This window comes from Jeotgalibacillus campisalis (genome assembly GCF_000829515.1).
In the GTDB taxonomy this organism is placed as follows: Bacteria; Bacillota; Bacilli; order Bacillales; family Jeotgalibacillaceae; genus Jeotgalibacillus; species Jeotgalibacillus campisalis.
Genome location: NZ_JXRR01000017.1, coordinates 108,480 through 135,399, shown reverse-complemented (window position 1 = coordinate 135,399; position 26,920 = coordinate 108,480). Strand labels below are relative to the sequence as shown.

The 26,920-nt window shown below is 40.0% G+C and carries 30 protein-coding genes; 23 read left to right on the top strand and 7 right to left on the bottom strand.

The window, feature by feature from the left end:
• Window positions 1-121: 121 nt before the first annotated feature.
• From KR50_RS12995 to recO, 7 genes are all read left to right on the top strand, one after another.
• Complete coding sequence (locus KR50_RS12995; RefSeq protein WP_041059421.1) at window positions 122-2,275, top strand: HD family phosphohydrolase; 2,154 nt, start codon at window positions 122-124, stop codon at window positions 2,273-2,275.
• Window positions 2,272-2,742 carry an rRNA maturation RNase YbeY gene (ybeY, locus tag KR50_RS12990; protein ID WP_041059420.1) on the top strand — a complete coding sequence of 157 codons (471 nt, stop codon included), beginning with the start codon at window positions 2,272-2,274 and terminating at the stop codon, window positions 2,740-2,742. The genes KR50_RS12995 and ybeY overlap by 4 nt, the downstream gene beginning before the upstream one ends.
• A 1-nt stretch (window position 2,743) precedes the next feature.
• Window positions 2,744-3,109 (top strand): diacylglycerol kinase family protein, encoded by a 366-nt coding sequence (locus tag KR50_RS12985; RefSeq protein WP_041059419.1) that lies wholly within the window; start codon window positions 2,744-2,746, stop codon window positions 3,107-3,109.
• Between the two features lie 125 nt (window positions 3,110-3,234).
• Window positions 3,235-3,642, top strand: coding sequence for a cytidine deaminase (locus KR50_RS12980; protein WP_041059415.1), 408 nt, complete (start codon window positions 3,235-3,237; stop codon window positions 3,640-3,642).
• Entirely contained in the window at window positions 3,626-4,537 is a 912-nt protein-coding gene (era, locus tag KR50_RS12975) for a GTPase Era (RefSeq protein ID WP_041059412.1), read from the top strand. Before KR50_RS12980 ends, era begins: the two co-directional genes overlap by 17 nt.
• Before the next feature lie 113 nt (window positions 4,538-4,650).
• Window positions 4,651-4,806: a YqzL family protein gene (locus KR50_RS18315; protein WP_084215595.1), complete on the top strand. Its 156-nt coding sequence runs from the start codon at window positions 4,651-4,653 to the stop codon at window positions 4,804-4,806.
• A 43-nt stretch (window positions 4,807-4,849) separates the two neighbouring features.
• A complete protein-coding gene (gene recO, locus KR50_RS12970) occupies window positions 4,850-5,641 on the top strand; it encodes a DNA repair protein RecO (protein WP_041059409.1) in 792 nt (263 codons plus the stop codon).
• Between the two features lie 37 nt (window positions 5,642-5,678).
• Here the strand turns inward: recO and KR50_RS12965 are convergent, their stop codons facing one another.
• Window positions 5,679-7,058: a glycine--tRNA ligase gene (locus tag KR50_RS12965; protein WP_041059401.1), complete on the bottom strand. Its 1,380-nt coding sequence runs from the start codon at window positions 7,056-7,058 to the stop codon at window positions 5,679-5,681.
• A 480-nt stretch (window positions 7,059-7,538) separates the two neighbouring features.
• On the opposite strand from KR50_RS12965, the gene KR50_RS12960 reads away from it, so the two are divergent.
• The 10 genes from KR50_RS12960 to KR50_RS12915 all read left to right on the top strand — a co-directional run bounded on the left by KR50_RS12960 (window position 7,539) and on the right by KR50_RS12915 (window position 17,294).
• Window positions 7,539-8,174: a helix-turn-helix transcriptional regulator gene (locus KR50_RS12960; RefSeq protein WP_198134250.1), complete on the top strand. Its 636-nt coding sequence runs from the start codon at window positions 7,539-7,541 to the stop codon at window positions 8,172-8,174.
• An 18-nt stretch (window positions 8,175-8,192) separates the two neighbouring features.
• Window positions 8,193-9,002 (top strand): pyruvate, water dikinase regulatory protein, encoded by an 810-nt coding sequence (locus KR50_RS12955; RefSeq protein ID WP_041060312.1) that lies wholly within the window; start codon window positions 8,193-8,195, stop codon window positions 9,000-9,002.
• A gap of 378 nt (window positions 9,003-9,380) precedes the next feature.
• Window positions 9,381-9,833 carry a YaiI/YqxD family protein gene (locus tag KR50_RS12950; RefSeq protein WP_232304282.1) on the top strand — a complete coding sequence of 151 codons (453 nt, stop codon included), beginning with the start codon at window positions 9,381-9,383 and terminating at the stop codon, window positions 9,831-9,833.
• Between the two features lie 50 nt (window positions 9,834-9,883).
• Window positions 9,884-11,701 (top strand): DNA primase, encoded by a 1,818-nt coding sequence (gene dnaG / locus KR50_RS12945; RefSeq protein WP_041059399.1) that lies wholly within the window; start codon window positions 9,884-9,886, stop codon window positions 11,699-11,701.
• Between the two features lie 30 nt (window positions 11,702-11,731).
• Complete coding sequence (gene rpoD, locus KR50_RS12940) at window positions 11,732-12,862, top strand: RNA polymerase sigma factor RpoD (RefSeq protein ID WP_041059397.1); 1,131 nt, start codon at window positions 11,732-11,734, stop codon at window positions 12,860-12,862.
• Between the two features lie 72 nt (window positions 12,863-12,934).
• Window positions 12,935-13,498, top strand: a complete 564-nt coding sequence (locus KR50_RS12935) for a hypothetical protein (RefSeq protein ID WP_041059395.1) — start codon at window positions 12,935-12,937, stop codon at window positions 13,496-13,498.
• A gap of 77 nt (window positions 13,499-13,575) precedes the next feature.
• The gene (locus KR50_RS12930; protein ID WP_041059393.1) at window positions 13,576-14,718 is read left to right on the top strand and encodes an acyl-CoA dehydrogenase family protein; all 1,143 of its coding nucleotides are present in this window, start codon (window positions 13,576-13,578) and stop codon (window positions 14,716-14,718) included.
• A gap of 182 nt (window positions 14,719-14,900) precedes the next feature.
• The gene (gene cccA / locus KR50_RS12925) at window positions 14,901-15,371 is read left to right on the top strand and encodes a cytochrome c550 (protein ID WP_084215594.1); all 471 of its coding nucleotides are present in this window, start codon (window positions 14,901-14,903) and stop codon (window positions 15,369-15,371) included.
• Window positions 15,372-15,477: 106 nt separating this feature from the next.
• Window positions 15,478-16,176 (top strand): tRNA (adenine(22)-N(1))-methyltransferase, encoded by a 699-nt coding sequence (locus KR50_RS12920; RefSeq protein ID WP_041059390.1) that lies wholly within the window; start codon window positions 15,478-15,480, stop codon window positions 16,174-16,176.
• Window positions 16,173-17,294 carry a Nif3-like dinuclear metal center hexameric protein gene (locus KR50_RS12915; RefSeq protein ID WP_041059379.1) on the top strand — a complete coding sequence of 374 codons (1,122 nt, stop codon included), beginning with the start codon at window positions 16,173-16,175 and terminating at the stop codon, window positions 17,292-17,294. Before KR50_RS12920 ends, KR50_RS12915 begins: the two co-directional genes overlap by 4 nt.
• 135 nt (window positions 17,295-17,429) lie before the next feature.
• On the opposite strand, the gene KR50_RS12910 is transcribed toward KR50_RS12915, so the two are convergent.
• On the bottom strand, window positions 17,430-18,425 hold the full coding sequence (locus KR50_RS12910) for a 4-hydroxy-3-methylbut-2-enyl diphosphate reductase (RefSeq protein WP_052477092.1): 996 nt from the start codon (window positions 18,423-18,425) through the stop codon (window positions 17,430-17,432).
• Between the two features lie 80 nt (window positions 18,426-18,505).
• A complete protein-coding gene (vrrA, locus tag KR50_RS17995) occupies window positions 18,506-19,159 on the bottom strand; it encodes a VrrA/YqfQ family protein (protein WP_052477090.1) in 654 nt (217 codons plus the stop codon).
• A gap of 190 nt (window positions 19,160-19,349) precedes the next feature.
• On the opposite strand from vrrA, the gene KR50_RS12900 reads away from it, so the two are divergent.
• Both KR50_RS12900 and KR50_RS12895 read left to right on the top strand, forming a co-directional pair.
• Window positions 19,350-20,660 (top strand): DEAD/DEAH box helicase, encoded by a 1,311-nt coding sequence (locus KR50_RS12900; RefSeq protein WP_041059376.1) that lies wholly within the window; start codon window positions 19,350-19,352, stop codon window positions 20,658-20,660.
• A gap of 30 nt (window positions 20,661-20,690) precedes the next feature.
• Window positions 20,691-21,581 carry a deoxyribonuclease IV gene (locus tag KR50_RS12895; RefSeq protein ID WP_084215593.1) on the top strand — a complete coding sequence of 297 codons (891 nt, stop codon included), beginning with the start codon at window positions 20,691-20,693 and terminating at the stop codon, window positions 21,579-21,581.
• Window positions 21,582-21,602: 21 nt separating this feature from the next.
• Here the strand turns inward: KR50_RS12895 and KR50_RS12890 are convergent, their stop codons facing one another.
• Window positions 21,603-21,869, bottom strand: coding sequence for a DUF2624 family protein (locus KR50_RS12890; RefSeq protein ID WP_041059374.1), 267 nt, complete (start codon window positions 21,867-21,869; stop codon window positions 21,603-21,605).
• 138 nt (window positions 21,870-22,007) lie between these two features.
• Between KR50_RS12890 and KR50_RS12885 the strand changes: the two genes are divergently transcribed.
• The 3 genes from KR50_RS12885 to KR50_RS12875 are packed head-to-tail and all read left to right on the top strand — an operon-like array spanning window position 22,008 to window position 24,060.
• Complete coding sequence (locus KR50_RS12885) at window positions 22,008-22,793, top strand: metal ABC transporter ATP-binding protein (protein WP_041059371.1); 786 nt, start codon at window positions 22,008-22,010, stop codon at window positions 22,791-22,793.
• Entirely contained in the window at window positions 22,790-23,629 is an 840-nt protein-coding gene (locus KR50_RS12880; RefSeq protein ID WP_041059368.1) for a metal ABC transporter permease, read from the top strand. The genes KR50_RS12885 and KR50_RS12880 overlap by 4 nt, the downstream gene beginning before the upstream one ends.
• A 17-nt stretch (window positions 23,630-23,646) precedes the next feature.
• Complete coding sequence (locus KR50_RS12875; RefSeq protein ID WP_041059365.1) at window positions 23,647-24,060, top strand: Fur family transcriptional regulator; 414 nt, start codon at window positions 23,647-23,649, stop codon at window positions 24,058-24,060.
• A gap of 35 nt (window positions 24,061-24,095) precedes the next feature.
• Here KR50_RS12875 and KR50_RS12870 read toward each other — a convergent pair whose 3' ends face one another.
• A complete protein-coding gene (locus KR50_RS12870; RefSeq protein WP_041059362.1) occupies window positions 24,096-24,671 on the bottom strand; it encodes a nucleotidase in 576 nt (191 codons plus the stop codon).
• A gap of 130 nt (window positions 24,672-24,801) precedes the next feature.
• On the opposite strand from KR50_RS12870, the gene KR50_RS12865 reads away from it, so the two are divergent.
• Entirely contained in the window at window positions 24,802-25,161 is a 360-nt protein-coding gene (locus KR50_RS12865; RefSeq protein ID WP_041059360.1) for a hypothetical protein, read from the top strand.
• Window positions 25,162-25,289: 128 nt separating this feature from the next.
• Here KR50_RS12865 and ispG read toward each other — a convergent pair whose 3' ends face one another.
• Both ispG and KR50_RS12855 read right to left on the bottom strand, forming a co-directional pair.
• Complete coding sequence (gene ispG, locus KR50_RS12860; RefSeq protein ID WP_198134259.1) at window positions 25,290-26,399, bottom strand: flavodoxin-dependent (E)-4-hydroxy-3-methylbut-2-enyl-diphosphate synthase; 1,110 nt, start codon at window positions 26,397-26,399, stop codon at window positions 25,290-25,292.
• Between the two features lie 117 nt (window positions 26,400-26,516).
• A complete protein-coding gene (locus KR50_RS12855) occupies window positions 26,517-26,810 on the bottom strand; it encodes a hypothetical protein (RefSeq protein WP_041059354.1) in 294 nt (97 codons plus the stop codon).
• Window positions 26,811-26,920: the final 110 nt, after the last annotated feature.

Genomic DNA, 26,920 nt, shown 5'->3' with positions numbered 1-26,920 from the left:
TATACTTAATAAAGAATGGCATGAATTAGCAAATGAATACGGGACTCAAGTTATCTTACATAAGAAAGTTCAATTTATAGAACAAAGCCGGTGAGCTTACTCGTCAAGAGGAGTGGGAAATATGGAGTATTGGATAAGAAGAATACGAACTCTGCTAAGCTATCGATTGTTTAAATGGCTTCTGCTGAGTATTGTGGCATTATTAACTTTTGTATTATTATTCAGTCATGTCCGCATTGAAACGTATGATATACGTCTTTTTTCTGTAGCAGAAGAGACGATTCGATCACCAAAAACGATCGTGGATGTCAGACGTACAGAAATTGAACAGGAACGTGCTGCAAGTGAAATCTCAGAGGTATTTTCGTACCAGCCTGAAATTCTTGAAAATCGAACTTCATTAATTTCTTCCATTTTTGACTTTGCAATGGACTATAATCCGGCAGCTGATGATGCACAAGAGCCGGACTTTACTGTTACAGTAACGAATGAAATGATGGAAGACCTAAAGGAAGCGCTGTCTGAAGATGTTTCAGAAAATGTGACCACAGCCATCGATGATTCAGTTTTTGAACAGCTTTTGTCCTCAAGTGACAGTGAATTGGAGCGGACCAAAGGGATACTCGTTTCCCAGCTTGAATCCACCATGTCCAATCCGATAAAACAAACAGAATTGACTGCGAGCAGAGATTCACTAGAAGAGCGTCTTTCAGGATTGGCCATTCAGGATGATTTAAAAGAAGCTTCAATCGAATTAGGACGATTTGCATTAGTTGAGAATAATTTATTTGATGAAGAGCAAACAGAAGCAAGAAGAGAGCAAGCCAAAGAAAGTGTTGAACCGGTACAAATACTGGAAGGACAAGTAATTGTTCAAGAGGGATACCTGATTGACAGAGATATTTACCGCCAGGTTGATGCATTGGGATTAACGACTAATGATGATACCATTGCTCCCTTTGCAGGACTGATACTGTTTGTGCTGCTTATCTTTTTAGTATTGTATTTCCAGTTTTCATCTTGGAGTATTGAAGAAGAAAAGAAACAAAATTATCTAACATTAGTCAGTATGATCTTTCTTCTTTCACTTGGTTTAATGAAGGTTACTGAATTGGTCGGGGAACTGGATATCGCTCAGATCCAATATTTATTCCCTGCTGCTATGGCGGCAATGCTGATCAGGAGTATGATTAATACCAGGCTTGCACTGGTCATTACGATCCTGCTTGCAGCCTGTGGGAGTATTATTTTTAATGATAGTATAACCGGGTCAATAAATGTGGAGATTGCCATCTACTTTTTATTCAGCGGTCTTGCAGGCGTGCTGTTTCTGTCTCATACAAAGCATAGAACGCATCTGCTTCGCGCCGGTTTGTTTGTAGCGATTGCGAATTTACTTGTTCTGCTGTCGATGGCATTAATAGAGAATGCTCAGTACAGTCTGCTGGACTGGACGCTATATCTTATTTTCGCCGTTGTGTCTGGAATTCTGGCATCAATTCTGACAATTGGTTTACTGCCGCTTTTTGAGGCGGGATTTGGCATACTGTCGACAATGAAGCTGGTGGAACTGTCAAATCCCAATCATCCGCTGCTAAAACGGATTTTAACGGAAGCGCCTGGTACCTATCATCACAGTGTTATGGTAGCAAATCTCGCAGAGGCTGCCTGCGAGGCAATTGGCGCAAATGGTTTACTCGCAAGGGTCGGGTGTTATTACCATGACATAGGAAAAACAAAACGGCCTCATTTCTTTATCGAAAATCAGATGAATATTCAAAATCCCCACGACCGGCTCAGCCCTGAGGCTTCAAGAGATATCATCATCTCTCATGCATTAGACGGGGCTGAAATGTTAAGGAAATGGAAACTTCCTAAAGATTTTATTGATATAGCAGAACAGCACCATGGTACCACGCTTTTAAAATATTTTTATTATAAAGCAAAAGAATCAGGTGCTGAGGTGCGTGAAGAGGATTATCGTTATCCGGGTCCAAAACCGCAAACCAGGGAGGCTGCAGTGATCTCTGTGGCCGACAGTGTCGAGGCTGCTGTGCGCTCGATGAAGGATCCAACCTCCGATAAAATTAAAAGTCTTGTTCAATCCATCATTCAAGATCGATTGCAGGACGCTCAGTTTAACGAATGTGACCTGACGCTGAAGGAGCTTGAAATCATTAAAAAATCTTTTTGTGAGACACTAAACGGGATCTTTCATTCAAGAATTGAATACCCTGAATTTACAAAGAAACAAGAAAGGAAGAAGCAGGCATGACCATGCAAATTGATTTTTTTGATGAAACAAAATCACTTAATGACAAAGATATTCAGTTAGTAGAAGAACTCCTTCGCTTTGCAGCTGATAAAGAGGAAGTTAAAAACGGTGAGTGTTCCGTTACTTTTGTAACAAATCATAAAATTCAGGAAATAAATAAAATGTACAGAGGAAAAGACCAGCCTACTGATGTGATCTCATTTGCTATGGAAGATGAAGCGGAAGGGGAAATATCCGTTCTTTCAGAAGAAATGCCAAGAATGCTCGGAGACATTATCATATCGGTTCAAGTTGCAAAAGAACAGGCTGAAGAGTATGGGCATTCCTTTGCACGGGAATTGGGGTTTCTGGCCTTGCATGGCTTTTTGCACCTGCTTGGGTATGACCACATAAAAGAATCCGATGAAGCCGTTATGTTTCGGAGGCAAAATGTCTTATTAGAGGAATATGGTTTAGCGAGGTCTTAATATGAACCCAAAACGCTTATTACATTCTTTTCTATATGCTTGGGAAGGAGTAAAAGATGTAGCCAAGCATGAGCAAAATTTTAAAATACACTTATTTTCAACAGCTGTAGTTATTTTTGCCGGTATATACTTGCAGATTTCTACAATAGAGTGGTTGATCATACTCTTTGCCATCGCAGGAGTTCTCGCAATGGAATTAATGAATACAGCAATCGAGAGAGCTGTTGATCTGGTTACAACTGACACCCATCCGCTAGCAAAAAAAGCAAAAGATGCTTCAGCAGCTGCGGTTTTCATTTTTGCAGCAGGCGCAGGTGCAGCAGGAGTTATTATTTTCTTGCCTAAGCTTTTAACGAATTTCTTTTAGCAGGTTGAATTGTTAAAGTCAAAACCGTTTTTTTGGTTGAAAATATAGTACAATTAGAAATACTTCACTGGATTGTAATCATCCATGCATACAAAGAAGTAGTTATTTTAAAGGAGAGTTGAGTAATGAACATAGAATTATTGATGAATGAAGCAAAATCTGCCCGTGAAAAAGCATACGTGCCCTACTCTAAATTTAAAGTCGGAGCAGCTTTACTTACAGAGGACGGAAAAATTCATCATGGCTGTAATATTGAAAATGCAGCATATAGCATGTGCAATTGTGCAGAAAGAACAGCACTATTTAAAGCATATGCGGAAGGTGACCGGAAATTTTCAGCGCTTGCAGTTGTAGCTGATACTAAACGACCGGTTCCGCCGTGTGGAGCTTGCCGACAAGTGATTGCAGAATTATGCAGTCAGGATATGAAGGTGTATTTAACAAATTTAAAAGGAGATGTTCAGGAATTGACAGTGGCTGCATTGCTTCCTGATGCTTTTTTACCGGAGGATTTAAATGGAGAATCAAACTAAACATAAGTCTGGGTTTATTTCAATCGTGGGACGGCCAAATGTCGGGAAATCCACGTTTTTAAATCGCGTTATAGGACAAAAAATTGCCATCATGAGTGATAAGCCTCAAACAACCAGAAATAAGATACAAGGTGTTCTTACCACAAATGACAGCCAGCTGATTTTTATTGATACACCAGGAATTCATAAGCCCAAGCATAAACTTGGGGATTTTATGATAAAAATGGCGACGAATACTTTTCGTGAGGTCGATCTTATTTTGTTTATGGTTAATGTAGATGAAGGGCTTGGCCGGGGCGACGAGTTCATTATGGACTTGTTAAAAGATGTGAAAACACCTGTCTTCCTTGTACTAAATAAAATCGATACGATCCATCCTGACAAGTTGCTTCCTATGATCGATCAATACCGCACCCGCCAGACATTTCAAGAAGTGGTGCCCATTTCAGCTCTCGAAGGAAATAATGTAGAAACGCTGCTTGAGCAAATACTCGAAAACCTTCCGGAAGGGCCGCAATATTACCCCGCAGATCAAATTACGGATCATCCTGAGCGATTTATTATTTCAGAGTTAATTCGAGAAAAGGCACTTCATTTAACACGTGAAGAAATTCCTCATTCCATCGCTGTATCAATTGAAAAAATCAGCAAGGAAGAAGGAAAAGAGCTAATAAACGTTATGGCGACGATCATCGTTGAACGGGATTCTCAAAAAGGGATCGTTATAGGTAAACGGGGTGCTATGCTGAAAGAAATAGGCCAGCGTGCACGTGAAGATATTGAAAATCTTTTAGGTTCTAAAGTATACCTTGAATTATGGGTAAAAGTTCAAAAAGACTGGAGAAACAAGGCGAGTAACTTAAGAGATTTTGGTTTTAAGGAAGATGATTATTAAAGTTGGATTCTGACTACAGGATTGGGAAAAGTTTCGAGCCATCATTCTTCAGCATAAGTGGCACACTAAAAGCGTACTGACATTCATGGATAAACATGAAAGGTGTGAGGCGTATGTTAGATTTCACGTGGGAAGTTTTTAGTCAAACCGGGAATGTGGAGCTTTATCTTTTATTTAAAGAAATCGAAGGAGAAAGTGAACAGCATTCTCCTGCAGCCGCTCCTGAGAATGAATCAGAGTACTTATCCGGGTCTCAGTTCCATATATAAAGTAATCATCGAACGGTAATAGCAGCAGCAGGGAGGAGATACTATGCTCCAAAAATGTGAAGGCATTGTTGTTCGAACAAGTGATTATGGTGAATCTGATAAAATCGTGACCATCTTTTCAAGGGAATTTGGAAAATTCGCCGTTATGGCCAGAGGTGCGAAAAAAGCAAATAGCCGGTTATCATCTATATCCCAGCTTTTTACCTATGCTCACTTTCTTTTTCGTAAAGGAACCGGCATGGGAAGTCTGCAGCAGGGAGATTTAGTTGCTTCTCAAAGAGGCATAAAAGAAGATTTATTCAAATCTGCTTATGCTACCTATATGGTTGAGCTGCTGGATAAAGCAGTTGAAGACCGTAAGTCGAATCCATTTTTATTCGAACTTTTGGCTCAATCGTTATCATATCTTAATGATGGTTATGATGAAGAAGTGATCTGTCTGATCTTTGAAATGAAACTGCTGCCTGTCTATGGCGTTCAGCCGGTGCTTGACAGGTGTGCGCATTGCGGGGAAACAGAGGGGCATTTTTCTTTTTCAATAAGGGAAAATGGGCTGCTGTGTCATCGCTGTTGGTCAAATGATCATTATGCGCTTAAGATTACTCCTCAAACCGTCCGCTTATTAAAATTGTTTTATTACTTAGACCTTAACCGGCTGGGTTCTGTGTCTTTGCAGGAACAGACAAAGAAGGAATTGAGGCTCGTAATTCGAACCTACTATGATGAATATGTAGGGGTGTTTTTAAAGTCAAAATCTTTTCTGGACCAGCTTGATCGCATGAGGACAGTATTACATGGCGATGATTCGGAACAGCAAAATAAAACTCAAACATAAAAGAAGCAGTTCAAATGAACTGCTTCTTAATTTTTATTTAAAATTTAATAGCATTCGTTAAAAATGTTTTAACTTCTGATATAGGCATTCTGATTTGATCCATGGTGTCCCGGTTTCTCACAGTAACCTGTTTGTCTTCTAAAGAATCAAAATCAAATGTAATGCAATATGGAGTTCCAATTTCGTCCTGACGGCGGTAACGCTTGCCGATTGATTGGGATTCATCAAAATCTACCATAAGATCCTCAGCAAGGTCCTGCTGTACTTTAAGAGCATCTGCGCTTAATTTTTTTGAAAGCGGCAATACAGCAGCTTTAAATGGAGCTAGTGCAGGATGAAAGCGAAGGACTGTCCGCTCTTCGTTGTTTTCAAGCTCCTCTTTCTCATAAGCATCGCACAAAAAGGCAAGTGTGACCCGGTCAGCTCCTAGTGAAGGTTCAATGCAATAAGGAACATAGCGTTCATTTGTCTGCTGGTCTAAATACGTGAAATCTTCATTAGAATGCTCCATATGGCGCTTTAAGTCAAAGTCTGTTCGATCGGCAATTCCCCATAATTCTCCCCAGCCAAATGGAAAGCGGTATTCGATATCGGTAGTGGCATTGCTGTAATGCGAAAGCTCATCTGAATCATGATCACGCAATCTCATGCTTTCTTCATGCATGCCAAGATTTAATAGCCAGTTTTTACAAAATTCACGCCAGTACGCATGCCACTCAAGATCTTCACCAGGTTTGCAGAAGAATTCAATTTCCATCTGTTCAAACTCACGTGTACGGAAAGTGAAATTCCCCGGAGTAATTTCATTACGAAAGCTTTTACCTATCTGACCAATGCCGAACGGTACTCTTTTTCTCATGGTCCGCTGCACATTTTTAAAGTTTACAAAAATCCCCTGAGCCGTTTCAGGACGCAGAAAAATTTCATTTGTAGAAGCTTCGGTAACACCCTGAAAAGTTTTAAACATCAGATTAAATTGACGAATATCCGTGAAGTCCTTTTTCCCGCAAGTAGGACAGGCAATATCATGCTCGACGATTAATTCCTGCATTCTCGAAAAGGGGAGGCCATCAACGATTAATTCCTCTCCTTTAGCTTCAATTGCTTCTTCAATCAATTTATCGGCACGGTGTCTGGCTTTACAGCTTTTGCAATCGATCATCGGATCATTAAAGTTTCCAATGTGGCCGGAAGCTTCCCAGGTTTTAGGGTTCATCAGGATTGCTGCATCTAATCCAACATTATAAGGCGACTCCTGGATAAATTTTTTCCACCATGCTTTTTTTATATTGTTCTTGAGCTCAACTCCAAGTGGACCATAATCCCATGTGTTTGCAAGTCCGCCATAAATTTCGGATCCCGGAAACACAAACCCCCGATGTTTAGCTAATTGTACAATTTCGTCCATTGAAGACATTCAACAGCACTCCTTTTCTCCTTAATAACTTCTTACTAATAATGTACGTTCTTTCTTTTTAAGCGAAAGTTCACATAAAAAAACCGTCCCCAGGCTAATATATAGCCCAGGGACGGAGCTAACGTCCGCGGTTCCACCCTAGTTAATGCGATGTGCATTCACCTTCGTCAGTGCATTGCTCAGGGGTGCCGTTTTCCTTGCATTCCAGGCTCTCACCACCCCTGGTCGCTTCTTCTTTCCGCAAGTACTTATTGATCCTTCATCGCGCTACTATGAATGGTATGTACGCTTATTCTACCATGATTAATAAAGATTCACAATATATTATGCAATCAAAGCGAATCGGTTGCACTTCATCTTTATCCGTTTTAAAGTAAGAAAAGCATTCATTCATTATATTATGATGCAATGATCGAAAAAAATTCATTTATAGTATATAATATTAAGAATAAGTATAACGCAATAAACTGCTTTAAGGTGGTGACCACGATAGAACTTAATAAAAGACAGACAGAAATTCTGCAAATTGTTAAAGGAAATGGGCCGATAACAGGTGAACAGATTGCAGAAAGACTGCATTTAACAAGAGCAACGCTGCGGCCTGATTTAGCCATTCTAACGATGGCGGGCTTTCTTGATGCAAGGCCGAGAGTAGGCTATTTTTATACAGGCAAATCAGGATCCCAGCTTTTGACCGAGAATTTAAAGAAATTGTATGTTAAAGATTATCAATCTCTTCCTGTGGTCGTGAATGACAACGTATCGGTTTATGACGCCATTTGCCATATGTTTTTAGAAGATGTCGGGACTTTATTTGTTGTTGATCAAAACGCACTTCTTGCGGGTGTTCTGTCACGGAAAGATCTGCTGCGTGCAAGCATCGGCCAGCAGGATTTAACCAACCTGCCAGTGAATGTTATTATGACAAGGATGCCGAATGTAACATATTGTGAAAAAGATGATCTTTTGGTTAGCGTTGCAACTAAATTGATAGATAAACAAATTGACTCTCTGCCTGTTGTAAGGAAAACAGAACAGGGGTATGAAGTCTTTGGCCGTATAACGAAAACGAATATCACAAAAGCCTTTGTCAGCTTGTCAAAGGATGAGTCGTAGTCTATGGGTGGTGTAAAAATGAACGAAATTAATGTGTATGTGGTTTCTGATTCCGTAGGAGAAACTGCCGAACTTGTCGCTAAAGCCTGTGTAAGTCAGTTCAGACAATCACGAAAATCAATCATCATTAAACGGTTTCCTTATGTGGAAGAAGCAGCAAACGTAGATGAAGTCATCGCACTTGCAAAAGAGGATGAAGGTATAATTGTCTATACATTGGTAAGACCCGAAATTCGAACATATATTCAGGAGCAGATTAAGCGTTTTAATATCACCGCTCATGATGTAGTAGGACCGATTATAGCCTCTCTTCAATCAGCAAGTGATGAGCTTCCAATTAATGAGCCAGGAATGGTTCATGAGCTCGATGAAGACTATTTTAAAAAAATTGAAGCCATTGAATTTGCCGTCAAGTACGATGATGGGCGTGACCCCAGAGGCATACTTAAAGCAGATATTGTACTTGTGGGAGTGTCAAGAACATCGAAGACTCCATTGTCTCAATATCTTGCCCATAAAAGGCTGAAAGTGGCTAATGTCCCATTGGTGCCGGAGATTGAACCGCCTGCAGAGCTTTTTAAAGTAAATCCTTCTAAATGCTACGGTTTGAAGATCCGTCCGGAGAAGCTTAACTACATTCGAAAAGAAAGGCTTATCGCATTAGGTTTAAACGATGATGCGACCTATGCAAAAATGGAGAGAATACAAGAAGAAATGGAACATTTCGAATCAATCGTAAAAAAAATAAACTGTCCTGTGATTGATGTAACAAACAAGGCAGTGGAAGAAACAGCTAACATCATTTTAAATGACATTTTGAATAAATAAGCGGGTACTAAATCCATTAAACTGCAAACTAGAATGGCCTCATGAATAATTCCACATTCATGAGACCATTCTTTATTTTGCAGCAGAATTGTGTGAATGTCTGCCTTCTAAAAAGGGAAAGGTCTTTTTAATAAAAATAACCGGTGCTGCCGATTTGTCGCAGAGTCTCTGTTTATTATTTAATGTGGGTAAGAAAAAATACATGTAAAAGTAAGGACATACATGAGATACAAAATAAAATGATGGCGAAATTAAGGCTGATATACTATAATAAAAAATTGTGATAAAAATATTTTTCAGTAATTATTTTTCTGAATAAAAGGAGTTCTATCTTTTTTGTAGAATACCTTGTTCATGGAGACTCAAAGAGATGATAATATGATTTTTATTGACGCTGATGCCTGTCCAAAGGATTTAAAAAAGATTATTGAAGAACAAGCACTTGCTTATGATGTAAGCTATCTTTTTATTGCATCTTTAAAGCACTTTAGCGCCGATGCCGATCAAAAGGTATGGACCTTTATTGATGAAGGAAAAGAAGCTGTGGATATGTATATTCTAAATCATGTTAAATCAGGGGATATGGTTATAACACAAGACATTGGATTGGCTTCTTTAGTTCTTCCCAAGGGAGTTTATGCCCTGTCAACCAGGGGAAAGCAATATCAAGAAGACACAATTGATACAAGTTTATCATTTCGCTATTTACATCAGATGGAACGCAAAAAAGGGCGCTATGGGGGCGGTCCCAAAAAACTGTCAAAAGATGATTTAAAACAATTTTCTGACCGCCTCATAAAATATTTAGCGCATCTTGCAGGAAATGAATGATTAGTGGCGAATAAACTATTATCACACTAGACTAAATGGTGGTGTTTTTTGTGTCTGAGAGAATTCCAGATGAAATGGTCGAGGAAATACGAAAAAAAACGGATATCGTCGACATTATCAGCGACTATGTCCAGCTTAAAAAACAAGGGCGCAACTATTTTGGGTTATGCCCATTTCATGGGGAAAACTCGCCATCCTTTTCTGTTTCTCCCGAAAAACAGATTTTTCACTGTTTTGGTTGTGGTGCAGGAGGCAACGTCTACAGTTTTTTAATGGACCATGATGGTGTTTCCTTCAAAGAGGCAGTGGCCATAGCCGGTTCGAAAATCGGAATGGAAATTAGTGTACCTGAAGATGAACCGGCAGATGATTCAGTTCAAAATTCAAAACAGCTTCACAAAGACCAATTAGAAGCACACGAGCTGCTTGCTAAATTTTATCATCACCTCTTAATGAATACCAAAGAAGGTCAGCATGCATTAGAATACATGCTTCAGAGAGGTTTCACTGAAGATCAGCTTAAACAATTTCGTATAGGCTGGGCTTTGCCAAGCTGGGATTTTACGTCTGAACTGCTTAAAAAGAGAGGGTTTGATCTTTCTTCTATGGAGCAGGCAGGACTAATCATTAAACGGGATAACGGCTCTTATTTTGATCGTTTTCGAGAACGTATTATGTTCCCGGTAGAAAATGACAGGGGTCAGATTGTAGCATTTTCAGGAAGAATTATTGATGCTGAAAAAGATGAGCCCAAGTATTTAAATTCTCCAGAAACACCGCTGTTTCAAAAAAACAGGATATTATTTAATTATCACCGTGCCAGGGGGGCCATTAGGAGAGAGCAATCTGCTGTGCTCTTCGAAGGCTTTGCGGATGTAATTTCATCAAATGAATGGGCCGCAAATGGTATTGCCACAATGGGAACCTCCCTTTCAGCGCAGCATATCAGCTTGATCAAAAAGCTGACCAGCCAGGTTATCCTTTGCTATGATGGAGATCAGGCAGGATACGAAGCAGCGTTTAAGGCAGCAAAAGAAATTTCCTCATCAGGTTTAAACGTAAAAGTGGCATTGCTGCCAAACGGCTTAGATCCGGATGACTATATCCAAAAAAAAGGCGGACAAGCATTTAAACAGGAGATCATAGATTCGAGTGTATCGGAAATGGCCTTTAAAATGCATTATTACCGCTCCAAAAATAATTTATCTACAGAAGATGGACGCCTGTCCTATATAAAATCCATTTTAAAGGAAATAGCTTCTTTAAAAGGAGCTATAGATAAGGAATTTTATATTAAGCAGCTGTCAGATGAGTTTAATTTATCGGTAGAAGGTCTCTCTAATCAGCTGGGCAGTCTAATGCCAACTGAGCAGCCTCAGGCAGCGAAAGAGATACAGCCGCCTAAAGCACAGGGTGTCTTTCAGCGTAAATCAACTTTGCTGCCGGCTTATCTCACAGCAGAAAGACATCTTATAGCACATATGATGGCCAATGAAGACACAGCCTATACAGTGCAGAATCTTTTAAGCGGGAAAGTGATGAATAAAGACGAGCATCAGGCCATTTTTATTTATTTGCTTGCCTATTACGAAGAAGGTCACCATTCTGATGCGGGAGCATTCGTTCACAAGCTCCCCGATCGCCATCTTCGAGCAGTTGCAACGGAGATTAACATGATGGACATTAACCCTGAAGTGGGGAGCGATGAACTGAATGATTATGTGGCGGAAGTGTTAAAATACCAAAAGTTGTTGAAGATAAAGGAAAAAGAAGTGGAAGAAAAAGAAGCAGAACGTAAAAATGATTTCAGAAAAGCTGCAGAAATCGGAATGGAAATTATTCATTTGCGGAAAGCTTTGAAAAGATAAAGTCGTGCAAGCTTGGAAGGAGGGGGACTAATGGCTGAAAAGTCAACACGTTCCAAACAATCAGAAACTGAAGTAATTACAATTGATGTAATCAAAGCTCAGCTGCTTGAAGCCGGTAAAAAAAATGGTGAAATAACCCTTGAAGATATCGCAGAAAAGTTAGCAAGTTTTGAACTTGACAGTGACCAAATGGATGAGTTCTATGAACAGTTGGGTGAACAGGGCGTAGAAGTGGTAAAAGAAGGCACTGAAGGGGACCCAAGTGTTACTGAATTGGGTAAAGAAGAAGAGGAAGAATTCGATCTGAATGATTTAAGTGTTCCTCCAGGTGTTAAAATTAATGACCCCGTCCGCATGTATCTTAAAGAAATCGGCAGAGTGGATTTATTGTCCGCTCAGGAAGAAATTTCACTTGCTACGCGGATTGAACAGGGAGACGATGAGGCCAAAAGACGCTTGGCAGAAGCAAACCTAAGACTTGTTGTAAGTATTGCAAAAAGATATGTTGGGCGAGGCATGCTGTTCCTTGACCTTATTCAAGAAGGTAATATGGGCTTAATTAAGGCAGTTGAAAAGTTTGATCACAGCAAAGGATTTAAATTCAGTACCTATGCTACATGGTGGATCAGACAAGCGATTACCCGTGCGATTGCTGACCAGGCCAGAACGATTCGGATACCGGTTCATATGGTGGAAACAATTAACAAGTTGATTCGTGTTCAACGCCAGCTTCTGCAAGACTTGGGCCGTGAACCATCGCCTGAAGAAATTTCAGAAGAAATGGATCTTACACCTGAAAAAGTAAGAGAAATTTTGAAAATAGCTCAGGAACCTGTGTCGTTAGAAACACCGATTGGTGAAGAGGATGATTCACATCTTGGAGATTTCATTGAAGATTCAGAAGCTCAGTCTCCTTCTGAGCACGCTGCGTATGAACTTCTTAAAGAACAATTGGAAGATGTTCTGGATACATTAACAGATCGTGAAGAAAATGTCTTGAGACTGCGCTTCGGACTCGATGATGGACGCACCCGCACATTAGAAGAAGTTGGTAAAGTATTTGGTGTGACCCGGGAACGGATTCGTCAAATTGAAGCAAAAGCGCTTAGAAAACTTCGTCATCCAAGCAGAAGCAAGCGGTTAAAAGACTTTCTGGAATAGGCTTATTTGCCAATTCTCTTTGGAAAAAGGGAATTGGCTTTTTTTATGAATTTTAAAATAGGAGCTGTTTTCATGAAAGAGCGTAGAAAAGAAATTATTACAACTGAGATTCTCTACTGGAAAACGAATAAGATGCTTCCTCCACACTACTGTGACTATCTTATCGCCCTTTACAATCAGGGAGAAGAAACGAGTGAAAAAATTTATAAAACAAAAAAGCAGCCTTCTTTATTGGCTAAAAAGAATTTGTCTTCCCTTTTATTCTCAATCACATTACTATGTCTATCAATACTTTCTCTGGTTGCTTTCAATTTTACTGAGTTATCTGTTATTTTGCAAACAGCGTTTTTATCGATTTTTGTCGTTTTTCTTCTCATCTATGGATTTAAAAATAAAACAACCAATATTTTAAGACATTTGTTAATTGTTACAGCCATTTTTATTATTCTTTTTCAAAGTGTACATATGTGGGAAAGCTATTTTTCTGACAAACTTCATGTTTTATTTTTACTGATCCTCACTCAATGTTCAGCATGGATGTTGATGGGCTTGAAGTTTAAGATCCGGTATTTACTTGCAGCAGGGGTACTGGGGCTGCTTGCATTAATCATAAGCTTCTATCAATATTTTCGATAGATTGAGATAAACTTGTAGATTGAGTCGTTTTTCTCTTATAATAGAAATGAAAGCGGATACAAATAAGGGGGATGAACATGAATTTTGAACTCACACAAGAACAGCAAATGATTCAGCGAACGATACGTGAATTTGCACAGGAAGTAGTAGCTCCTGGAGCATTGGATCGTGACCGGACAAAAGCATTTCCAAAAAATGAACTAAAGCAATTAGGGGAATTGGGGATGATGGGACTTCCGTTTTCCGAAGAATACGGAGGTGCAGGAGCTGATACAACAAGTTTTGCGATTGTTACAGAAGAATTAAGCCGTGTTTGCGGATCAACAGGGATTACGTACTCAGCTCATATCTCGCTTGGAGGAGCGCCTATTCATATGTTTGGCACCGACAAACAAAAAGAAGCGTATATGCCTCAGATTTGTTCTGGAGAATCGCTTGGCGCTTTTGGTTTAACCGAGCCGAATGCCGGTTCAGATGCTGGGGGAACGCAAACAAGCGCTAAAGAAGAAGGACAAGATTTTATTATCAATGGAAATAAGAGCTATATTACAAACGCCAGCTGGGCAAAATATCTTGCCTTGACTGCCATTACCGGGATGAATGACGGGCAGAAAGAAATTAGTGCGATCATTGTTCCTACAGATGCACAAGGATTTAAAGTTATTGATAATTATGAAAAGATGGGACTGCATTCTTCCAATACCACTGAGCTTGTACTCGAGGATGTTAGAGTACCGCAAGAGAATCTGCTTGGCAAGCGTGGAGAGGGGTTTAGACAGTTTTTAATCACGTTGGACGGCGGACGTATCGGAATTGCTGCAATGGCCGTAGGGATTGCACAAGGAGCATACGAGCGAGCGCTCAGTTACTCAAAAGAACGTCATCAATTCGGCAGGCCCATTTCTTCTTTTCAGGTGACGCAATTTAAATTAGCTGATATGGCAATGAAAATAGAACTGGCCAGAACCATGGTGTATAAAGCAGCGTGGCTGAAGGATCAAGGAAAGAAGTTTACCAAGGAAGCTTCTATGGCGAAACTATACGCTTCTGAAATCTGTATGGAAGTTTGTGATGAGGCAATACAAATTCATGGAGGATATGGGTATATGAAAGAGTATCATGTAGAAAGATACTTAAGGGATGCAAAACTTCTTGAAATTGGAGAAGGGACGTCTGAAGTCCAAAGAATGGTTATTTCACGGGAAATCGGCTGTCAGTAAAATTACTGGAAATAAACCCTTTTAAAAAAAATACATTTTCTTTGTGTCTAAAATGCGACAAAAAGGGAAAAGTTGAGTATTGGGTCTTTCCGATTGTCGAAAAGTAAAGTAAAATATGTAGTGATCAACTTGCATTCATAAGAATGATTGCTACATAATTTTTTTAAAAGGGAGGGTACTGTATGAATAAAAATCCTATAATACCATTTTTACTGATCATGGTTCTTGGATTTGGCGTGGTGTTTTTTATGTCTATCCAAGGGTTGAACGAGTCTGAAGAAGCAGCCGAAGAAGAAGGCAGCGGTGAAGAAGCTGGCGGAGGAGATTTTGATCCTGAGGCTCACTACCAGTCAACCTGCATAGGCTGTCATGGTGAAAACTATGAAGGCGGAACTGGTCCTGCTCTTGAAGGGGTCGGCGAACGTCTTGATGAAAGCGAAATTGCTGACATTATGTTGAATGGTAAAGGAGCAATGCCCGGCGGACAGGTAGACGACGCTAATGCAGACGCTATGGCGGAATGGGTAGCTCAAATCGGTCTCGAAGAAGGCGGCTCTGAAGAAGGCGGCTCTGAAGAAGAGGGATCTGAAGAAGAAGGTTCTGAAGAAGAATCTGAAGAAGGCGGCGAGGAAGGTACAGAAGAAGGAGCATAATCCTTTTTTTGACTCGCACGATCTGATTTGATTTAGTTTATTCAATAAAAAGGGGCGGCCATTAAACGTGGTGCGCCCCTTTATCATTTAATCTAGAGGTGGAAAAATGAACAGCGATCAATTATCTAAACGATTAGCTGCAGTAGCATCCTTCGTGCCTGCCGGATCTGTTGTAGCTGATATAGGCTCAGATCATGCGTACCTGCCATGTTATTTAGTTCGAAAAAAGGTAGCAGCTTCAGCGATTGCAGGTGAAGTTGTTGAAGGCCCCTATCAATCGGCGATAAAACAAGTTGCTCAAGATGGTTTACAGCACTGGATTGACGTTAGAAAAGGAAGCGGACTGGCAGTTTTAAAAAAGGATGAAGTTGATGTAATTACGATTGCCGGTATGGGCGGTCCGTTAATCTCCCAAATTTTAGAGGACGGGAAGAGTCTATTACCCGGTGTAAAACGATTAATTCTTCAGCCTAATATAAGTGCCATTTCATTAAGAGACTGGCTGACAAACAATTATTGGAAACTGTCAGCTGAAGATATTTTGGAGGAAGATGGGAAAATATACGAGATTCTTGTAGCAGAACCGACAAATAATAATATTCAGCTCTCATATACAGAACGATTGCTCGGCCCATTTTTAATGAAAGGTAATTCTGCAGTGTTTCGCCAAAAGTGGCAGGAGGAATACAAACAGTGGGAGAGGATCTTAAATCAGCTTGATCAAGCAGAACCATCCCCCATGATCGAAACGAAAAAAGAGGAATTAAAAATGAAAATAAAAATCGTAGAGGAGGTTTTAGGATGAAGAAAAAAGTAAACGGGTATGAAATAATTGAAGTTTTCGAACAGTTTTCACCTAAAAATCTTGCGATGGACAACGATCCGGTAGGTTTGCAAATCGGCAGACTGAATCAGAAGGTAGAAAAAGTATTGGTCGCGCTCGATGTGCTTGAAGATGTAGTTGATGAGGCAATTAGAGAAGGTGTGAAACTGATTATTGCACATCATCCAATCATTTACCGGCCCCTTAAAACGATCCAGACAGATGTTCCGGAGGGTCGACTGATCGCAAAACTTATTCAACATGATATCGCAGTTTATGTTGCGCATACAAACCTGGATGTAGCGGACGGGGGAGTAAATGACTGGCTTGCTAAGCAACTAAAGCTGTCAAACACAAAAGTTCTTGTACCAACTAAAGAGGATCGTTTGAAAAAATTAGTTGTATTTGTACCTGAAAGCCACGCAGAAAAAGTCCGAATTGCAATGGCAGAGGCTGGAGGCGGACAAGTAGGAGAGTACTCGCATTGCAGTTTCACTAGCCGTGGCACTGGACGCTTTATGCCAGTTGATGGAGCTGATCCTTACATTGGTGAAGTAAATGAACTGGAAGAAGTGAAGGAAGTAAAAATAGAAACAATCATTTGGGATTCAACTGAGAAAAACGTCATTAACGCTATGCTAAAAGCGCATCCTTACGAAGAAGCGGCTTATGATTTGTTTGTGGAATCAAGAAAAGGAAATATGATGGGACTTGGCAGGGTAGGCATTTTAGAAAACAAAATGACTCTTGATGAATTCATAGATTTTGTTAAAACACAATTCGACGTGCCTTCTTTAAGGTTTGTAGGGGATCTTTCTGCTCCAATTCAAAAGGTGGCAGTTCTTGGCGGAACGGGAAATAAATACATGAAAGCTGCAAAGTTCAGCGGTGCTGATGTTTTTGTTACTGGAGATGTGGATTATCATATTGCTCACGATGCTGCTTCAATGGGACTGTCTATCGTGGATCCTGGTCATAATATAGAAAAAGTGATGAAAAATGGAACCGCGGATGAAATGAGGAATAGATGTGCGGAAAAAGGATTTGAAGTGGAATTTATCGCATCGTCTCTAAATACAGATCCTTTTTCATTTAAATAATTCGTTGTGAAAAAGGAGTAATCAGTTTGACTGAAGCGAAATGAATGTTTTTAGCTGATTGAGGATATTCATTACGTCAAAAATAGGCTGGCAGAGCGGATATAAAGTCCGGCTGCCAGCCATATTGATAGGGATTTATTTATCTGCATTCATGGTTTTTGCCGGATAAGGCATGATAGTTATCGGCTTTGTAGGAGTTTTTATTCTTGGCAGTATTTTTGAAAGCGGAACTTTCTTTTCATTCAGCCAGGTTGTTTTGTCTTCTGAATCAAATTGATTCACATAGTTCATTACTTCTTTAACGATCGGAGTAGGTGTAGAGGCGCCAGCAGTAACCGCAACTGTTTGTGCGCCTGTCAGCCATTCCGATTTTATTTCTGATACATCGGCTACGCGGTAGGCAGGTGTCCCAGCAATGTCTTGTGAGACCTGGGCCAGACGATTAGAGTTATTGCTCATAGGGTCACCAACGACAATCAGGACATCTGCAGCTCCTGCCTGCTCAGCTACAGCTTCTTGTCTTACCTGAGTAGCCAGGCAGATTTCCTTATGTTCTTCAGTCTGAGGATATTTTTCTTTTACTTTTTCAATTACTTCAAGTACATCCCACTGGCTCATCGTCGTCTGATTCGTCACGATAATTTTATCGTTAGAAATGACAAGAGATTCAACATCAGATGGCTTTTCAATTAAGTGTACAATTGAAGGTGCAACTCCGACAGCCCCTTCAGGTTCGGGATGTCCTTTTTTCCCTATATAAACGACATCGTAGCCTTGAGCCTCTTTTTCTCTGATCAGGTCATGTGTGCGGGTGACATCAGGACATGTTGCATCAATGGAAGTTAACCCTTTCTGCTTAGCAATTTCTCTAACTTCAGGAGAAACACCGTGTGCAGTAAAGATAACGGTTCCTTCCTCTACTTGTTCTAAAATATCTTTTCTATTCTCGCCGTCTAGTGTGATGATTCCTTCTTCTTCGAATGCATCTGTTACATGTTTATTGTGTACAATCATGCCTAGTATATAAATCGGTCTTGGCAGCGATTTGTCCATTGCCGCATTTCGCGCGATAACCATGGCATCCACTACACCGTAACAATAGCCTCTTGGTGTTATTTTAATTGTATTCATTAAAATCCTCCTACTTGAACGATCTGTATATGATCATTATAAAGGAGTTAACCACTGCGAACAAATATTATTAGTCAAACTCAAACATAGAGCCTGGGTACAGAGGTCTTAGGTTTTACAGGCTTTGGTTTCTCTACCGCTGTATTTTGAGCTAAATCACTGCCTTTTTCAATTGCTGCCAGGTCATCTTTCTCATCAATCGAAGAATCTTCACCGCTATCTTTCTCTTCACTACCCAGGCTGCGGTAGAGCTTCCACATTGCAGGAAAATTTCTCACCAGAGGTCCGTATTGCTGTATCATAGGCAGAGCCTGCTGAGCTGTTTGTATCATTTGCTGCGTACTGCCAACCCATCTTTGAATACTTTCCATTGAGAGAGCACTTGCTACACCAGAGCCTGAGTTTCCCCCGCCGGAAAGCAGAGAAGCAATTCCTCTTGAAGCAGAGGCAGGTTCACTTGCACTTGAAAAAAAAGGGGTTAGTTGATTTGATGAAGAGTTCCCTGCTCCTTGAAAGAGATTTCTCAATCCACCCTGTCCCTGCTGTTTCTGACGGCCAAAAGCTGAAAACAATCCTTTTTTCTGCGCTGGCTGCTGACGTTGAGAAAAAGGTGACACGCCTCTAAAAGGACCCATTGATTGTCGTTGAGAAAATTGATTGAATGACTGATGCTGAGACCGCAATCCAGCGGGCAGTTGAAACCCTGTATTTGAAATGTTTTGTCTCCGATTCATTTTTTTCGCCTCGCTTTACATTGATGCCTAATTCAGTATATGCAATTTTAATAAAAGAGGAAGGGTAGTCCTTCTAATCTAAGTCCTAAAAATCGTTTCTGGTGTTTTGTGATAAACTTGACTATAATAGAGTTTTGGACACATCCAAGATTCATTTGATCGAGGATAATGAAAAAGGAGTGATCGACGTATGTCTCAAGCATTTAAAAGATACGAATTTAAACCTTTTATAGATGAAGCAATTAACGCTTTAGGTTTCCATGAACCGACACCTATACAAGAAAAAATGATCCCTATGATTAAAAAGGGTCAAAGTGCAATTGGGCAATCCCAGACTGGAACCGGAAAAACACATGCCTATCTGCTGCCGCTTTTAGATGGACTTGACCAGGAAAGAAATGAAGTTCAATTTGTCATAACCGCACCAACACGCGAGTTGGCTAAGCAAATCCATCATGAAGTGGTAAAAATCACAGATCGGTTTAATCAGTCTATTACTAGCAAGTGTTTTGTTGGAGGAACGGACAAGCAGCGTGCAATTGACAAACTTAAATTCCAGCCTCAAGTAGTTGTCGGTACACCCGGCAGAATTAATGATCTTGTAAAAGAACAAGCATTATTTGTTCATACAGCCAGGTCAATTGTTATCGATGAAGCAGATCTCATGCTTGAAATGGGATTTATTGAAGACGTGGATCAAATTGCAAGCAGAATGCCGGAGAATCTTCAAATACTTGTTTTTTCTGCGACGATTCCAGAAAAACTAAAGCCATTTTTGAAAAAGTATATGGAAAATCCTCAATATGCTCATATCGAACCTAAACAGGTTCTCGCACAAAATATTGATTTTATCTTAGTTCCTAAAAAAAGCCGTAGTAAAATTGAAGTATTGCATGATGTTTTAAATTCGTTTAATCCATATTTGGCGATTGTCTTCACCAATACAAAAGCAAAAGCGGATGAAGTGGCGGATGCGCTGCTGACGAAAGGAATGAAAGTAGGGAGAGTTCACGGCGGACTGCCTGCCCGGGAACGTTCTAGAATGATGAAACAGATTCGTGACCTTGAGTATCAATATATTGTTGCAACTGATCTTGCAGCAAGAGGAATTGATATACCCGGTGTCAGCCATGTAATTAATTTTGAACTGCCTACTGACCTCGATTTCTTTACACACCGAGTTGGGAGAACTGCCCGCGCTGGTCATTCCGGCACAGCGGTCACACTGTACGAACCAAGTGACGAAGATGCGTTGAGCCAAATTGAGAAAAAAGGAATCAGCTTCAAGCATCAGGAAGTGCGCAATGGTGAGTGGGTTGACTTAACAGAGCGTCATAAACGGACGAACCGTAAAAAATCAGAAAACGAAACGGATGCCAAAGCCAAATCACTCGTGCACAAACCGAAAAAAGTAAAACCAGGATATAAAAAGAAAATGCAATTTAAAATGGATAAAATCAAGAAGAGAGAACGACGCATAAATCGACGCAACAATGATTAATCATCACAGTTATGAAAGGAGATCATTAGATTGAAAATCGGTTCTCATGTATCAATGGGCGGTAAAAAGATGCTGCTTGCGGCAAGTGAAGAAGCGGCATCTTATGGCTCTTCAACGTTTATGATTTATACAGGCGCACCTCAAAATACGCGCAGAAAAGCAATAGAAGATTTAAATATTGAAGCAGGGGCAAAGCATATGAAGGAAAATGGAATCAGTGATATTGTGGTTCATGCCCCCTACATTATTAATATCGGCAATACAACAAAACCTGAGACGTTTGAGCTTGGCATCAATTTTCTTCGCTCTGAAACGGAACGTACAGCTGCTCTTGGATCTAAACAAATTGTCCTTCACCCCGGTGCGCATGTTGGGGCAGGTGAAGATGCGGGAATTGCAAGGATCATTGAAGGGTTAAATGAAGTGATTACGAAAGATCAGGAAGTTCAGATTGCGTTGGAAACCATGGCCGGTAAAGGTTCTGAGTGCGGCAAAAGTTTTGAAGAAATCGCACGAATCATCGATGGAGTAACCCACAATGAAAAAATTTCCGTTTGCTTTGATACCTGCCACACGCATGATGCAGGGTACGACTTAGTAAATGATTTTGATGGAGTTCTTAATGAGTTTGATAAGATGGTGGGAATCAATCGAATCAAAGTCGTTCATGTAAATGACAGCAAAAATGTCAGAGGGGCTGCAAAAGACCGACATGAAAACATTGGCTTTGGCCATATAGGGTTTGAAGCACTATCCTATATTGTTCATCATGAAGCATTTAAAGAAATCCCTAAAATACTGGAAACTCCTTATGTGGGAGAAGATAAAAAAGATAAAAAGCCGCCTTATAAGTTCGAAATCAGTATGTTAAAAGAAAAAACCTTTAATGCAAAAGTACTCGAAGAAATCTTTACTCAATAAAAATAAGCTGTGAGCTGAGACTCACAGCTTATTTTCTTGTAGAAAAGTCTGGACGATAGTTTCTAATTTTCGCGCACGAGCAGTCCCAATAACTCCTTCTACCCGTTTAAATAACAATGCTCTTTCTTTTTCATTAAAGAAATCAATTTTGTCCTGTTTTAAAAGCCGAGCCAAAATTTCACTTTCTCTATTAGTAAGTTTTAAGTCAAAAGGGGCAGCATACCTTCTTAGCTCTTCAGCCGACAGCTGATGCAATTTTGTGTTCACAAATGTTTGAAGCCACTTCATATAATCGCCTCCTACGACACTGTATGCAAAACAGGGCTATTAGGTGAGAATGAAACGAAAACATTTACAAAGCATTTGTTTTTGTGTATACTCAGTATTTGTAAATCGGAACGATTCTTGTTCGAAAGGGATGTTACTATGGAGTCATCCAACGTAATTGAATTAAAAAATATTCACTATCGCTATGATCGTGATCTTGTCCTGACAAATATAAATCTGGCTGTTCCCAGAGGAGCATTTTTGGGGATAGTGGGACCCAACGGTTCAGGAAAATCAACAATGTTAAAAATCATTTTAGGCTTGCAAAAACCGCGAAAAGGTTCTGTTTTGTTATTTGGACAGCAGCAGTCAAAATTCCGTGATTGGGAAAGAATTGGCTATGTGTCACAAAAAGCAAATGCTTTTAACTCGGGTTTTCCGGCTACTGTGTATGAAATTGTAGCCAGCGGGTTAACAAAAAAAGCGGGCTTGTTTCGAATGATCGGCAATAAAAGAAGGCCTCAGATTGAGAAAGCCATTCGCGCTGTCAGTATGGAGGATTTTCAGGACCGCAATATTGGGGAATTATCCGGAGGACAGCAGCAACGGGTTTTTATTGCACGTGCCATCGTAAGTGAACCGGATGTATTGATACTCGATGAACCAACTGTTGGTGTGGATTCTAAAAATGTTCAAACATTTTATGACATGCTCGAGCGTCTCAATAAAGAGCTTTCACTTACATTAATGCTCGTAACACATGATATCGGAACCATTACGAATAAAGTAACGCATGTAGCTTGCTTAAATAATACGATGCATTTTCACGGAAGCACGGAAGATTTTGAACAAGTGAAAGACAGCGAACTTTCTCAGTTTTACGGACATGACGTACAGCGGCTGCATCATGATCACGAGCATTCTCATGAGGCGCCGACACGATGATACAGGCGATAATAGACTATCAGTTCTTACAAAATGCATTTTTAACTGGTTTGATTATTGGCGTTATTGCTCCTTTGCTTGGAGCATTTATTGTGGTAAGAAGATTATCCCTTATTGCAGATGCTCTGAGTCATGTCACTTTGTCCGGAATAGCAGCAAGTTTATTTTTAAGCAAAACCTTTGTTGTTTTCAATGGACTTAATCCGCTATGGCTGGGCATGGGGTTTTCGGTAATGGGTTCATTGTTTATTGAGAGGCTCAGAACGGTTTACAAGCACTATCAGGAGTTAGCCATTCCGATCATTCTTTCGGGAGGGATCGGTATTGGCGTAATATTTATTTCGCTTGCTGATGGTTTTAATACAGATTTATTCAGTTATTTATTCGGCAGCGTGAGTGCAGTCAGCAGAAGTGATCTGTGGCTTATTCTCGCAATTGCTGTAACGGTTATTTCCGTTGTCATTTTATTATATAAAGAATTATTTTTGTTATCGTTTGATGAAGAATTCGGCAAGGCCTCGGGATTATCTACCCGTTTCCTTCATCTCGTTTTTATGATTATGGTGGCGCTGGTTATTGCAGCTTCAATGAGAATTGTAGGGATTCTACTAGTATCATCTCTAATGACTCTTCCAGTAGCTGCCGCGATGAGAATAGCGAGAGGCTTTAAACAAACCATATTCTTTTCGATTGCTTTTGGTGAAATAGCTGTTATAAGCGGACTGTTCAGTGCTTTTTATCTTGACCTGGCTCCAGGCGGAACCATTGTCTTGTCATCGATCCTGCTTTTATTACTTGCCATTGCTTTTAAAAAAACTCAGACCATGAGAAAATAAGACTGGGGTGAAGTAAAATGAATGTAACCTATGCGATGCAGCTGTTAAAAGATAAAGGATATAAACATACCGGCAAACGTGAGTTTATGCTGGAGTATTTTGCTAAACATGACCGCTACATGACCGCAAGAGAAGTGCTTGAAGCGATGAGTCATGATTACAAAGGCTTGAGCTTTGATACAATCTACAGAAATCTCTCATTGTTTGAAGAGCTTGGGATTTTGGAGGAAACAGAATTATCAGGTGAGCGTCATTTTCGTTTCACGTGCAAAAGCCATGAGCACCATCATCACTTTATATGCATGGACTGTGGAAAGACAAAAGAAATTCATACATGTCCGATGATCGATTTAAGTGAAAACTTAAATGGCTATGAGGTTTCTGGACATAAATTCGAAATATACGGTACATGTCCAGCGTGTACACAATAAAAATGATCCTCTTCCGTTTAGGAAGAGGATCATTTTTATGTTGTTTTTAGGATCCAGTTATTTACCCATTTTTTTGCATCCAGCCAGTTATTTACCCGAATCACTCCATCAGGTATGGGGCTGCGGTTATAAGGAGTGTCAAATAAAATGACAGGAATAGCGCATTCTTCATGGATCATAACGGCATTATCATGTTTATCTTCAAAGAAAATGTCCACATTGAATTTCTGTGCTGTTTTGACTTTGTCATGAGAGCCAATCAATTCGATATGGTCGTAGCCGATTTTTTTTTCGAGGAACCAATTCATCGTCAAGTCGATATGCTTATCGCTCCTAGCGCTGATAAAGAATAACTCATGGTCTGACCTCCATTGTTCTAAAATCTCGTCTGCATATTGTACAACAGGAGATGAAGAATAAATAGAAGGTTCTGCTTTTAAAAACCATTGTGAAAAGACCTCGGGTGATATATCAGGAAGCGCTTTGGTTAAATCATATTCAGTTAAATCATCAAGTGATAATCTTCGATCAAATGCTTCATTTATATGCGGTATAAGAGAAGTAGGGCATGTTACAGTTCCATCAATATCGATTCCAAATCGTTTACTCATAAAGTCAAAACTCCTTTGCCTTAGTCCGTCTATTGTACCACAAATGCTCCCAAAAAAATTACCATCAATAGGGGAGAGAGGTTTCGCTCATACTAAGATTGCCGAACTGGCAGGAAAGGAGGAGACGTTAATGTATGAAGAAGAAAAAAATCAAACGGGTTTGGAAAAAGTTCATGAAAGAACTTCCTACAACGAAGAAATGGCCAGCGAACTGGCTCAGATAAGCGTAGGGAATGAGCAATCCTATGCGAACAACGAACCAACAAGAGATGGAAAAATAGAAAACACGAATAAAGGAACCTGGCTGGGGTTATCTTCTATAATTATAGGGGTTATCGCTTTCTTTACTTCACCGGTGTTATTTGGTGTGAGTGCGATTGTATTGGGGATTATCTCACGAAAAGCGGGAAGTACAAAGGCAGCAGGCTTGGGCATAGTACTTGGGACAGCAGCGATATTTTTCGGTTTCTTAATTGCCCCCTTTTTCTAAAAATAAAAATCGGACCGACAGCAATATGTCGAGTCCGATTGTTTTCAATCAATAAAGGGTAAATGGCAAAGTATCCGGTAGTTTAACGTCTTTTATAACTGGTTACCGGCTTCAAATGAGCGGCTTCCTTATTGAGTTAACACAGCAGCTTCCGCTTCTTCACGCTGCTTTTTATAATGCTCTTCAGCAAGCTTGTCAATTTCGACTTTTAATTCTTCCACCATTGTTTCTTCCGGTACTTTGCGAACCGTTTTTCCTTTCATGAAGAGAAGACCTTCGCCCCGTGCTCCGGCGATGCCAATATCCGCTTCACGCGCTTCGCCGGGTCCGTTAACAGCGCAGCCTAATACGGCTACTTTAATCGGTGCTTTAATTGTTGAGATATATTCTTCAACTTCATTAGCAATAGAAATTAAATCAATCTCAATTCTTCCACATGTGGGACAGGATATGAGTGTTGCAGCATTTGAAGCTAAGCCAAATGATTTAAGCAGTTCTCGTGCAACCTTAACTTCTTCAACCGGGTCAGCACTGAGTGAGATTCGCAAAGTATTACCGATTCCTTTGCTCAGAATCGCACCTAACCCGGCAGCACTTTTCACTGTGCCTGCAAATAAGGTCCCTGATTCTGTTATACCGAGATGAAGTGGATAATCAAATGCGCGGGACGCTTTTTCATATGCTTCAATCGCCAGGTTAACATCCGAAGCTTTCATTGATACGATAATGTCATAAAAATCAAGGTCTTCAAGTATTTTTATGTGATGCAGAGCGCTTTCCACCATGCCATCTGCTGTCGGATAGCCATATTTTTCAACGATTTTCCGTTCAAGGCTTCCTGCATTCACCCCGATGCGAATCGGAATATTTTTTGCTTTTGCAGCCTTAACAACAGCCTCCACTTTTTCTCTTCTTCCTATATTGCCGGGATTAATCCGGATCTTGTCTGCTCCGCCTTCGATTGCTTTAAGAGCAAGCTTATAGTCAAAATGAATATCCACAACAAGAGGAATATTAATTTGTCTCTTAATGTCAGCAATGGCGTCTGCTGCACGTTCATCAGGACATGCGACTCTGACTACCTGGCAGCCTGCCTCTTCTAAACGATGTATTTCAGCTACTGTCGCCTCAACATCATGTGTTTTTGTTGTGGTCATACTTTGAATAAATAATTCGTCACTTCCGCCAATTGTCAGATCACCGACTTTAACTGGTCGTGTTTTTGAACGATGTATGATGTCACTCAAGTGTCATTCGCTCCCTTATTGTGTACTTGCTTTCTAATTGTAGCTGATTCTATATTATTTTAACAGTCTTCAATTGCTCGTGACAAGAAATAGGGTGCGTGCTTTTAGTCATTTTACGACCGGTAGTGAATAATATTGTCCAGCAACAATCTTTTGGGGAGGAAGTCCTTGATTCAATTGAGTGAAATCTTGACTAAGCTGATCGATGTTAAAGTTGACAGGTAAAATATCGTGTCGTTCCATCATGCTTATAAGTGTATCGCCTGGTTTTGCTTCTGCTTCTATACTTGAGGTTGAATCATTCTCATGGAGTAATTCATGATTGATCGTGCCTTTTGTAAAGTCCGTATAGCCAATAAATAAAATCAGTACAATAAATAAACCAATAATTAATTTTTTCAAATGATCACCTCATCATCTTTCTACTGAAAGATATGAGTTTATAAAAAACATAGAACAAATTTACAACAAATTAATCTTTTTCGCATGAAAGATTGAAAGAGAGATGAGAA

Bases quoted from the DNA above. Each gene is read 5' to 3' on its own strand.
- KR50_RS12965 (WP_041059401.1), bottom strand. From the start codon at position 7,058: ATGTCTTCAATGGACGAAATTGTACAATTAGCTAAACATCGGGGGTTT.
- KR50_RS12875 (WP_041059365.1), top strand. From the start codon at position 23,647: ATGAATGTAACCTATGCGATGCAGCTGTTAAAAGATAAAGGATATAAA.
- rpoD (WP_041059397.1), top strand. From the start codon at position 11,732: ATGGCTGAAAAGTCAACACGTTCCAAACAATCAGAAACTGAAGTAATT.
- KR50_RS12900 (WP_041059376.1), top strand. From the start codon at position 19,350: ATGTCTCAAGCATTTAAAAGATACGAATTTAAACCTTTTATAGATGAA.
- KR50_RS12870 (WP_041059362.1), bottom strand. From the start codon at position 24,671: ATGAGTAAACGATTTGGAATCGATATTGATGGAACTGTAACATGCCCT.
- KR50_RS12915 (WP_041059379.1), top strand. From the start codon at position 16,173: ATGAAGAAAAAAGTAAACGGGTATGAAATAATTGAAGTTTTCGAACAG.
- KR50_RS12910 (WP_052477092.1), bottom strand. From the start codon at position 18,425: ATGAATACAATTAAAATAACACCAAGAGGCTATTGTTACGGTGTAGTG.
- ybeY (WP_041059420.1), top strand. From the start codon at position 2,272: ATGACCATGCAAATTGATTTTTTTGATGAAACAAAATCACTTAATGAC.
- KR50_RS12885 (WP_041059371.1), top strand. From the start codon at position 22,008: ATGGAGTCATCCAACGTAATTGAATTAAAAAATATTCACTATCGCTAT.
- KR50_RS12935 (WP_041059395.1), top strand. From the start codon at position 12,935: ATGAAAGAGCGTAGAAAAGAAATTATTACAACTGAGATTCTCTACTGG.
- KR50_RS12865 (WP_041059360.1), top strand. From the start codon at position 24,802: ATGTATGAAGAAGAAAAAAATCAAACGGGTTTGGAAAAAGTTCATGAA.
- KR50_RS12955 (WP_041060312.1), top strand. From the start codon at position 8,193: ATGAACGAAATTAATGTGTATGTGGTTTCTGATTCCGTAGGAGAAACT.
- cccA (WP_084215594.1), top strand. From the start codon at position 14,901: ATGAATAAAAATCCTATAATACCATTTTTACTGATCATGGTTCTTGGA.
- KR50_RS12880 (WP_041059368.1), top strand. From the start codon at position 22,790: ATGATACAGGCGATAATAGACTATCAGTTCTTACAAAATGCATTTTTA.
- vrrA (WP_052477090.1), bottom strand. From the start codon at position 19,159: ATGAATCGGAGACAAAACATTTCAAATACAGGGTTTCAACTGCCCGCT.
- recO (WP_041059409.1), top strand. From the start codon at position 4,850: ATGCTCCAAAAATGTGAAGGCATTGTTGTTCGAACAAGTGATTATGGT.
- KR50_RS12985 (WP_041059419.1), top strand. From the start codon at position 2,744: ATGAACCCAAAACGCTTATTACATTCTTTTCTATATGCTTGGGAAGGA.
- KR50_RS12930 (WP_041059393.1), top strand. From the start codon at position 13,576: ATGAATTTTGAACTCACACAAGAACAGCAAATGATTCAGCGAACGATA.
- KR50_RS12995 (WP_041059421.1), top strand. From the start codon at position 122: ATGGAGTATTGGATAAGAAGAATACGAACTCTGCTAAGCTATCGATTG.
- KR50_RS18315 (WP_084215595.1), top strand. From the start codon at position 4,651: ATGTTAGATTTCACGTGGGAAGTTTTTAGTCAAACCGGGAATGTGGAG.
- KR50_RS12890 (WP_041059374.1), bottom strand. From the start codon at position 21,869: ATGAAGTGGCTTCAAACATTTGTGAACACAAAATTGCATCAGCTGTCG.
- KR50_RS12920 (WP_041059390.1), top strand. From the start codon at position 15,478: ATGAACAGCGATCAATTATCTAAACGATTAGCTGCAGTAGCATCCTTC.
- KR50_RS12980 (WP_041059415.1), top strand. From the start codon at position 3,235: ATGAACATAGAATTATTGATGAATGAAGCAAAATCTGCCCGTGAAAAA.
- era (WP_041059412.1), top strand. From the start codon at position 3,626: ATGGAGAATCAAACTAAACATAAGTCTGGGTTTATTTCAATCGTGGGA.
- KR50_RS12950 (WP_232304282.1), top strand. From the start codon at position 9,381: ATGATTTTTATTGACGCTGATGCCTGTCCAAAGGATTTAAAAAAGATT.